Source organism: Romboutsia sp. 13368 (assembly GCF_018336475.1).
Classification (GTDB): domain Bacteria; phylum Bacillota; class Clostridia; order Peptostreptococcales; family Peptostreptococcaceae; genus Romboutsia.
On the sequence record NZ_CP048741.1, the window covers coordinates 1,176,240 to 1,179,226 of the forward strand.

Consider the following 2,987-nt stretch of genomic DNA (forward strand, 5'->3'; position numbering starts at 1 on the left):
TATTTTGTATATAGGCCTATTTTGCTACTATTTATAGTATTAATCTCTATTACCCATATTTAAGGGATAGTTGAAATTAATAAACATCTATGCTATTTTATAAATATGAAAATTTATAGGAGATATTTTATATGGATGATAAGAAAATTATAAAGATACATAATAAATCTGATAAACCAGACAATATAGTTTTTAGAGATAATGAGTTAATAGAAAAATGCATTAAGGTAGAAAATAAATTACCTAAATTTATGAAAGATTACTTTATATATTTAAAAGGATCTGTAGCAATCTCTACTCGACTTGCATATTTAGATGATATTCAYTTCTTTTGTACTTATCTAACAGAAACAAAAGATGTTACAAGTGCAGATAAAACTTTCGATATTACATTAGAAGAGTTTAAAAATGTAAAGGCTAGGGATATTAATCTATTCTTAGGTGATTACTGCTCTAGATATTATAAACAGACAGAAAAAAATACATTGATATTTGAAAATAACAATCGTGCACTTGCTAGAAAAAAATCATCACTATCTACTCTATTTAAATTCTTATATAGGAATGATCAATTAGAAAATAATATAACAGATGGTTTTAACCCTATTAAGCTTCCTAAGCCTCAACCAGATGCTATAAAACGTTTAGAAATTGATGAGGTTGCTAAGATGTTAGAAGCTGTTGAAACAGGATACGGTCTTACTGAGCGTGAGAAGATTTACTGGAGAAAGACTAAGCTTCGAGATAAAGCGATATTAGCTCTATTTGTTACATATGGACTTAGACTAAATGAGCTTAGAGAATTAAATATTTCTTCTTTTAACTTCTCTAGAGGTGAGTTTAAAATTTATAGAAAAAGAGGTAAAGAAGTTTTAATGCCTATTAACAATACTTGTGAGTCTGTTATTAAGGATTATATCTTAAATGAAAGACCACAAAGTGAGCTTTTAGATGAACAATATAAGGATACTTTATTCTTATCTCTTCAACATAAAAGAATGGATCCTAAGGCTATTAGACAACTTGTAAAGAAATATACGTCTATTTCTATGGAGACATCTAGAGAAAGTGGTTATAGCCCTCATAAGTTAAGAGCTACGGCTGCTACTTCTCTAATACAAAATGGATTTTCTATTTATGATGTTCAAAACTTATTAGATCACGATAATGTTACAACGACTCAGCTTTATGCTGCTCATAAAAAACATGTTAAACGAGATATCGTTAATAACTTCGAATGGATTGAAGATGATAAACATGAGGATAATGAAGAGGTAAATATTTAAAAATTCTATTTTATACAATTCAGAACAAATGTTTGTATAAATATGTTCGTTGTGTTACAATATAATTATAAATTTAATTTAGAAAGGATAGCTTTTATGTATTTAGATTTAAGCCCTAAGCAGATATTGATATTAGAGTTTATTAAAGAACAAATAGCTCTTAAAGGATATCCGCCTTCAGTTAGAGAAACATGTGAAGCTGTTGGATTAAAATCTACATCTACTGTTCACTCACATTTAAATAAACTTGAAAAATACGGTTATATAAGACGAGATCCAACTAAGCCTAGAGCGATTGAGGTTCTAGATGGAAGTAAAATGACTTTTAATCAGGAGATACTTAATTTGCCATTAGTTGGTCAAGTAACTGCTGGACAACCTATATTAGCTAAAGAGAATGTTGAAGAGTATATTCCCTTCCCTGCTAACTTTATAAAAGGTAATGATAACTTTGTGTTAAAAATTAAAGGGGATAGCATGATAAATGCTGGTATTTTAAATGGTGACTATGTTATAGTTGATAGAAAAAGTACTTCGGTAAATGGAGAGATAGTTGTTGCTCTTATACATAAAGAGTATGCAACGGTAAAGAGATTTTTCAATGAAGATAATAATATGATAAGACTTCAACCAGAGAATGATTTTCTAGATCCTATAATGTTAAATCATAAGGATGTTGAAGTTATAGGTATAGTTACTGGGGTATTTAGAGTTATAAAATAAAAAAGATGAGGAAATTAATCCTTATCTTTTTTATTTTATAATTATTTAATTAAGCTAATTCTAAAGCTATTTNNNTTAAGCTAATTCTAAAGCTATTTCCATCATTTTAGTGAAAGCTACTTGTCTTTCGTGAGAAGTTGTTTCTTCACCTGTTAAAGGACAATCTGAAATAGTAACTATAGCTAAAGCATTTACTCCTGCTCTAGCTGCATTCATGTATAAACCTGCAGCTTCCATTTCAACACAAAGAACGCCCATCTTTTGCCATTTAACTAAGTTATCTAAACCTGCATCGCTATAGAAGACATCATTTGATAATATGTTTCCTACTTTTACATCTGTTCCTTGCTCTTTTGCAACGTCTATAGCTTTTTGCATTAATTCATAGCTAGCTATTGGAGCAAATGTTCCTGGTAAGTTATATTGAGATGCATAGTTTGAATCTGTACATGCTCCCATACCTATAACTACATCATATGGCTTTAAATCTTTATTTATAGCACCAGCTGAGCCTACTCTTATTAAGTTCTTAACTCCATAAAAATGTATAAGCTCGAATGAATATATTCCTATAGATGGTATACCCATTCCTGACCCTTGAACAGAGATTCTCTTACCTTTATAGTATCCAGTATATCCAAACATCCCTCTTACAGTATTGTATTGAACAACGTCTTCTAAGAAAGTTTCTGCTATAAATTTAGCTCTTAATGGATCTCCTGGTAATAAGACAGTTTCCGCTATATCCCCTAATTTTGCATTATTGTGTGGTGTTGGTGTACTCATGTTGTTTTCCTCCTAAATTTAAATTATCTTATGTACATATAGTATATACCCAGATAAATTATAATTAATTTAATTTTGTGTATATCCAAGTAGTAGTATACTATAAATGATGTTATATTTTCTATACCATAAATAGATCTTTTACATAGAGTAGCTTTTATATTATCATATTAATGGAGCTTGTTTCATAGA

General features: G+C 29.3%; 3 protein-coding genes. 2 read left to right on the plus strand and 1 reads right to left on the minus strand.

Annotation, left to right across the window (positions count from 1 at the left end):
• Window positions 1-131: 131 nt before the first annotated feature.
• Together G3997_RS04795 and lexA are read left to right on the plus strand one after the other, a co-directional pair.
• A complete protein-coding gene (locus G3997_RS04795) occupies window positions 132-1,286 on the plus strand; it encodes a tyrosine-type recombinase/integrase (protein WP_296648934.1) in 1,155 nt (384 codons plus the stop codon).
• A gap of 96 nt (window positions 1,287-1,382) precedes the next feature.
• A complete protein-coding gene (gene lexA, locus G3997_RS04800; protein WP_296648937.1) occupies window positions 1,383-2,009 on the plus strand; it encodes a transcriptional repressor LexA in 627 nt (208 codons plus the stop codon).
• A gap of 75 nt (window positions 2,010-2,084) precedes the next feature.
• Here the strand turns inward: lexA and deoD are convergent, their stop codons facing one another.
• Window positions 2,085-2,795: a purine-nucleoside phosphorylase gene (gene deoD, locus G3997_RS04805; protein WP_296648941.1), complete on the minus strand. Its 711-nt coding sequence runs from the start codon at window positions 2,793-2,795 to the stop codon at window positions 2,085-2,087.
• Window positions 2,796-2,987: the final 192 nt, after the last annotated feature.

What these genes read in the sequence shown, in the direction of transcription:
- deoD (WP_296648941.1), bottom strand. Translation starts at nt 2,795, where the DNA reads ATGAGTACACCAACACCACACAATAATGCAAAATTAGGGGATATAGCG.
- lexA (WP_296648937.1), top strand. Translation starts at nt 1,383, where the DNA reads ATGTATTTAGATTTAAGCCCTAAGCAGATATTGATATTAGAGTTTATT.